The sequence below is a fragment of the Cupriavidus sp. HPC(L) genome (genome assembly GCF_000307735.3).
Lineage (GTDB): Bacteria > Pseudomonadota > Gammaproteobacteria > Burkholderiales > Burkholderiaceae > Cupriavidus.
This window is the reverse complement of record NZ_AMPR02000196.1, coordinates 1-5,722: the sequence shown is the minus strand read 5'-3', so window position 1 is coordinate 5,722 and position 5,722 is coordinate 1. Positions and strand designations below refer to the sequence as shown.

Annotated in this window: 4 protein-coding genes; 2 read left to right on the top strand and 2 right to left on the bottom strand. The window is 69.6% G+C overall.

Annotation, left to right across the window (positions count from 1 at the left end; translation table 11 throughout):
* Together B551_RS12605 and B551_RS12600 are read right to left on the bottom strand one after the other, a co-directional pair.
* Positions 1–1,130: MFS transporter (locus tag B551_RS12605; RefSeq protein ID WP_023264216.1), on the bottom strand; the 1,130-nt coding region annotated here is incomplete at its 3' end.
* A 310-nt stretch (positions 1,131–1,440) separates the two neighbouring features.
* The gene (locus B551_RS12600) at positions 1,441–2,448 is read right to left on the bottom strand and encodes a LysR family transcriptional regulator (RefSeq protein WP_006579788.1); all 1,008 of its coding nucleotides are present in this window, start codon (positions 2,446–2,448) and stop codon (positions 1,441–1,443) included.
* Between the two features lie 326 nt (positions 2,449–2,774).
* Here B551_RS12600 and B551_RS12595 point away from each other — a divergent pair, with 326 nt between their 5' ends.
* Positions 2,775–4,109 carry an MFS transporter gene (locus tag B551_RS12595; RefSeq protein WP_006579787.1) on the top strand — a complete coding sequence of 445 codons (1,335 nt, stop codon included), beginning with the start codon at positions 2,775–2,777 and terminating at the stop codon, positions 4,107–4,109.
* An 88-nt stretch (positions 4,110–4,197) separates the two neighbouring features.
* On the top strand, positions 4,198–5,722 hold a 1,525-nt coding region (locus B551_RS12590), incomplete at its 3' end, for a M81 family metallopeptidase (RefSeq protein ID WP_023264214.1).

The window sequence follows — 5,722 nt, the reverse complement described above, 5'->3', positions numbered from 1 at the left end:
GCGATGCCCGCGCCCAGCCCCAGCAGCAGCATGCCGGGCAGCACGTCGACGACGAAGCTGCCGCCGACCGGCGCACGCGCGAACAGCAGCAGCCCCAGCGCCGCCAGCAGCAGCCCGGCGGCCAGCGGCGCGCGCACGCCGTAGCGCATCACCAGGCGCGCCGACAGGCCCAGCGAGAACGCCGCCATGATCAGGTTGGCCGGCAGGAACGCGAGGCCGACCTGCATCGGCGTGTAGCCGAGCACCAGTTGCAGATACAGCGCCGAGATGAAGAACCACGCGAACATCGCCGCGGCCCACAGCACGCCGACCACGTTCGATACCGCCACATTGCGCAGCCGGAACAGGCCCAGCGGCATCAGCGGATGCGCGACGCGCGACTCGATCAGCAGGAACACCAGCAGCAGCGCCACCGCGATGCCGAGCATCGACACGGTCTGCGTGGCCAGCCAGCCGACCTCGTTGCCATTGACCACCGCATAGACCGCCAGCATCAGCGAGACCGTGATCGTCACCGCGCCGCCGACGTCGAGGCGCTGCCCATTGGCCGAGCCCGGCAGGTTCGGAATCAGCGCGAGGCACAGCGCATAGACCGCGACGCCGATCGGCAGGTTGACCAGGAAGATCCAGTGCCAGCTCAGGGCGCTGGTCAGCAGGCCGCCGAGCAACACGCCGATGCTGCCGCCGCCGGCGCAGACGAAGCCATAGACGCCCATCGCCTTCGCGCGGTCGGACGGCGTCGAGAACAGGTCCATGATCAGCGACAGCGCCACCGCGGACACCACCGCCCCGCCGACGCCCTGCACCGCGCGGGCGGCGACCAGCAGGCCCTGCGATTGCGCCACGCCGCAGGCCAGCGAAGCCAGCGTGAACAGCGTGATGCCGAGCAGGAACAGCCGGCGGTGGCCGAACAGGTCGCCGAGCCGCCCGCCCAGCAGCAGGAAGCCGCCGAAGGTCAGCATATAGGCGTTGACCACCCAGACCAGCGCGGTCTCGGTAAAGCCAAGCTCGTTGCGGATCGACGGCAGGGCGACGTTCACGATGGTCGTGTCGAGCACGATCATCAGCTCGCCCAGGCATAGGACCATCAGCGCGAGCCAGCGCTTGCGGTCATCGAGTGTGTGCTGCATGGGGTGTCCTTTTTCGGTTCTTGGTTTTTGTTTGTGTTTTCTGCTTCGAACGCGTTGACTCGCGGGCGTTTTGCACAGTTGTGTACAGCGTTCACAACCATAGCACACAAATGGACGATGTCCACTTCTGTGTGGTCATGTTTGCGTTACGACACCTCTCCGCGGTTTGGCTGGATGCTGATTGGGCTCCCCTCTCCCGCTTGCGGGAGAGGGGCCGGGGGAGAAGGCAGACAACGCCAGCGTTATCGCGAGCGTGCCGCCCGCTGCCCTCTCCCCAACCCTCTCCCGCAAGTGGGAGAGGGAGCCGGACTTAAGCGCTTTCGACGCCGCCGCCGGCCCCGCGCGCCCTGCGTCCTCGGCCCACGCCCTGCCCGTCGGCCCGCAGCACCGTCATCTCGGCCAGATAGTCGAGCAGCCGCTTGACCGCCGCCGAGCGCGGCCGCTTGTCGCGCACGATCAGCTGCGCGTCGGCGGCCTCCAGCACCGCGTTGCGCACCGGCAGAGCGACCAGCTGGTGGCCCAGCTCGCGCGCGACCGCAAGGGCCGGCAGGAAGGTCACGCCCAGGCCGGTGCTGGCGTAGTGCTTCAGCGCCGCGATCGAGTTGGTGGTCAGCGCCGCGGTGAAGCGGACCTTCTCGGTCAGCTCGACCAGCTGGATCACCTGGCGCAGGCCGAAGCCCGGCGTCATCAGCCCGACCGGATACGGCAGGATGTCGGCGACGGTCAGCGCCTTGCCGCGCCGCGCCAGCGGATGGTCGGGCCGCGCGATCACGCAGACCGGCTGGCGCCGCGCGGCCAGCACGCGTAGCGTCGGCTCCGGCGGCGGCGCGTAGGCCAGCCCCACATGCGCGCGATCTTCCGCCACCGCGCGCACCACCTCGTTGACGTTCATCAGCTCCAGCGTGACGTTGATCTTCGGATAGCGCTGGCAGAACTCGTTGAGCACCGCGTGGATCAGCTCGTCGATGAAACCCTCGCCGGCGACGATCTGGATCTGCCCGCGCTGCAGCCCGTTCAGTTCCTGCAGCCTGGCCAGCAGCGTTTCCTCGCCGGCAAGGCGCTCGCGGTAGTGGTCGAGCACCAGCTGGGCCGCTTCGGTCGGCATCACGCCGCGGCCGCGCCGCTCCAGCAGCGTCGCGCCGAGCTCGCCTTCGAGCTGCTGGATCTGCCGGCTGATCACCGACGGTTCGACATCGAGCTTGTCCGCGGCGGCGCGGATCGAGCCGGCGGCCACAGCCGCATAGAAATAGCGCAGCCGGCGTTCGCTGAGTCCGGCCGGCAAGGCGCCGTCGCGGTTCGGATCGGGGGACAGGGGCACGGCGTTTCCTCGAAGGTGGTTGCGGAGCTCGCGGGACGCCATCCGCGTCATTCCCGCGCAGGCAGGCACCCAGCGTCGTTGAAAGCCACTGGGTCCCCGCCTTTGCGGGGACGACGGACTCGCCGCAGCGTTGACCAAAAAGCAACGGAATCGTACAGCGATGGCTATTGTTCCTCAACGGCCGCGTTGGCAACAATGCGCGAAGGCCGGCCGCGCCCGCGCGGATGCCGGCCTACGGGACAACGACAGCACAACGACAGCAGCCCGATCAGAACAAGCGCCCGTCCTGCCAACCCCCACCGTGCCTGCGGCACCCGGAGACATCGATGCAACAGACCACCACCTCGTGGAATCCATCCGACGCGATGGCCGCCACGCCCGACGCGCTGGCGCCCATCTATCGCAAGATCAGCCTGCGCGTGCTGCCCTTCCTGCTGCTGTGCTACGTGTTCGCCTACCTGGACCGGGTCAACATCGGCTTTGCCAAGCTGCAGATGCAGCAGGACGTCGGCATCAGCGACGCGGTCTACGGGCTGGGCGCCGGCATCTTCTTCCTCGGCTACGTGATGTTCGAGGTGCCGAGCAATCTGCTGCTGGCGCGCATCGGCGCGCGCAAGACCATCAGCCGGATCATGGTGCTGTGGGGCGCGACCTCGGCGTGCATGCTGTTCGTGCGCGACGCGCACAGCTTCTACGCGCTGCGCTTCCTGCTCGGCGTGTTCGAGGCCGGTTTCGCACCGGGCATGATTTTCTATCTGACCTACTGGTACGGCGGCGCCCGCATGGCCCGCGTGATGGCGATCGTGATGCTGGCCGGCCCGATCGGCGGCATGGCCGGCGGCCCGGTGTCGACGTGGATCATGACCGCGCTGGCCGGCTCGCATGGCCTGGCCGGCTGGCAGTGGATGTTCCTGATCGAGGGGCTGCCCTGCGTGCTGCTCGGCGTGGTCGCCTACTTCTTCCTCGACGACACGCCGGCGCAGGCCCGCTGGCTCAGCGACCACGAGCGCCGGCTGCTGGCGCACGACATCGGCGCGGCGCGCGCCGGCGGCGGCCACCACAGCTTCGCCACCGTGCTGCGCGATCCGCGCATCTATGCGCTGGCGTTCGGCTACTTCTGCCTGATCAGCGGCATCTATGCGGTCAGCTTCTGGCTGCCGACGATCCTGAAGGGCGCGGGCGTGACCAGCACGATGGCGATCGGCATGTATTCGGCGCTGCCTTACGTCGCCGCGGCCATCCTGATGTTCCTGGCGGCGCGCAGCTCCGATCGCCGCCAGGAACGCCGCTGGCACAGCGCGACGCTGGCCTTCGTCGGTGCCGCCACGCTGGCGATCGCGGCCTTCACCGCCGACAACCTGACGCTGTCGCTGATCAGCATCACCGTCGCGACCGCCGCGATGTGGGCCGCCTATACGGTGTTCTGGGCGATTCCGTCCGAATATCTGCAGGGCACCGCCGCGGCGGGCGGCATCGCGCTGATCAACAGCCTCGGCCTGCTGGGCGGCTTCGTCAGCCCGACGCTGATCGGCGCGGTCAAGGACCTGACCGGTTCGCTCGAAGGCGGGCTGCTGGCGATGGTGGCGCTGCTGGCCGCCGGCGGCCTGGCGATCCTGCTGAACCGGCTGCCGAAGGACCGCGTGCACGCCGCGGTGCGCTGAAGTGTGCCGGGGCACGCGGATGCGTGCCTCGCCCCGCTTGCCGCCGACGCCCCCGTTTCCCCAATCCGAATTCAACGACTACCGACCCATGCGCATTCTTCTCGCCGGTTTCCAGCACGAAACCAATACCTTCGCGCCGTCGAAGGCCCACTACGACAACTTCGTCCGCGGCGAGGGCTTTCCCGCGATGGTGCGCGGCGCCGACGTGCTGGCGCTGCGCGACGTCAATATTCCGGCGGGCGGCTTCATCCGCGCGATCGGCGAACTGACCCGCAACGAGGCGGAACTGCTGCCGGTGATCTGGGCCGGCGCCAGCCCTTCGGCGCATGTGGCCACCGATGCGTTCGAGCGCATCGCCGGCGAGATCGTGGACGCCGCGCGCGCGCAGCGGCCCGACGCGATCTATCTGGACCTGCACGGCGCGATGGTGACCGACGAGCACGACGACGGCGAAGGCGAACTGCTGGCCCGGCTGCGTGCGGCGGTGGGCGCGGACGTGCCGATCGTCGCCAGCCTCGACCTGCATGCCAACGTCACGCAGCGCATGCTGGAGAGCGCCGATGCGCTGGTCGCCTACCGCACCTATCCGCACGTCGACATGGCCGACACCGGCGCGCGCGCGGCGCAGCTGCTGCAGCGCCTGCTCGCCGCCGGCAGCGGTCAGAGGTTGCATCGTGCGGCGCGCCGCCTGCCCTTCCTGATTCCGATCAACGGCCAGTGCACGTTCCTCGAGCCGGCGCGCGGCATCTACGCGCTGCTCGACGAGCTCGAACGCGAGCTGGACGGCGTGGTGTCGCTGTCGTTCACGCCGGGCTTTCCGGCGGCGGACTTCGCCGAATGCGGCGGCGTGGTGTGGGGCTATGGCGACGACGCCGCCCGTATCGAACAGGCGGTCGCCGCGCTGACCGACGCGGTCGTCGCGCGCGAGGCCGACTGGGCGGTGCCGTTCCTGGCGCCGGACGAGGCGGTTCAGGAAGCGATGCGGCTGTCGCAGGCGGCGAGCCGGCCGGTGGTGATCGCCGACACGCAGGACAACCCCGGCGCCGGCGGCGACTCGAACACGACCGGCATGCTGCGCGCGCTGGTGCGCGCCGGCGCCACCGATGCCGCGATCGGGCTGATCGTCGATGCCGAGGCGGTGCGCGCCGCGCATGCCGCCGGCGTCGGCAGCGATATCACGATCGCGCTCGGCGGCCAGTCCGGCGTGCCGGGCGACGCGCCGTTCGAGGCGACCTTCCGCGTCGCCCAGCTGTCCGATGGCCGCTGCCGCTTCGACGGTCCGATGATGAACGGCATGGACGTCGACGTCGGCCCCGCCGCGCGGCTGACGATCGGCGGCGTGCACGTGGTCGTCAGCGCGGGCAAGGCTCAGATGCTCGATCGCAATCTGTACCGGATGGCCGGCGTCGAGCCGGAGCGGATGAAGATCCTGGTCAACAAGAGTTCGGTGCATTTCCGCGCCGACTTCCAGCCGATCGCCGAGGCCGTGCTGGTGGCCAAGGCGCCGGGCCCGCTGCTGGCCGATCCAGCCGATCTGCCGTGGAAGAAACTGCCGGCCGGATTGCGGCTGCGGCCGCTGGGGCCGGCGTTCGAAGCGCCTGTGGCGCAGCGTT

What these genes read in the sequence shown, in the direction of transcription:
- B551_RS12595 (WP_006579787.1), top strand. Translation starts at nt 2,775, where the DNA reads ATGCAACAGACCACCACCTCGTGGAATCCATCCGACGCGATGGCCGCC.